Origin of the sequence: Halomonas sp. ALS9, assembly GCF_001651035.1 — a bacterium.
In the GTDB taxonomy this organism is placed as follows: Bacteria; Pseudomonadota; Gammaproteobacteria; order Pseudomonadales; family Halomonadaceae; genus Vreelandella.
The window spans coordinates 1-229 of record NZ_LXRG01000050.1 but is presented as its reverse complement, the minus strand read 5'-3'; the positions used below and the strand labels follow the sequence as shown (position 1 = coordinate 229).

The following is a 229-nucleotide window of genomic DNA, read 5'->3' as shown; positions in this document are numbered from 1 at the left end:
GACCTTTATCGACACCACCGGCGCTTACCCCGGCATCGACGCGGAAGAGCGCGGACAGTCTGAAGCTATCGCTTACAACCTGGCTGTTATGTCACGGCTCAAAACACCGATTATCTCGACGGTAGTGGGCGAGGGCGGCTCCGGCGGCGCGCTGGCCATTGGCGTCTGCGACGAGCTACAAATGCTGCAGTACTCCACCTACTCGGTGATCTCGCCCGAAGGCTGCGCC

1 pseudogene is annotated in these 229 nt (G+C 61.6%); it reads left to right on the top strand.

The features are described 5' to 3' along the window. Window positions 1–229 (top strand): annotated as a pseudogene (locus tag A6R74_RS01555) (acetyl-CoA carboxylase carboxyl transferase subunit alpha); the annotation flags it as partial.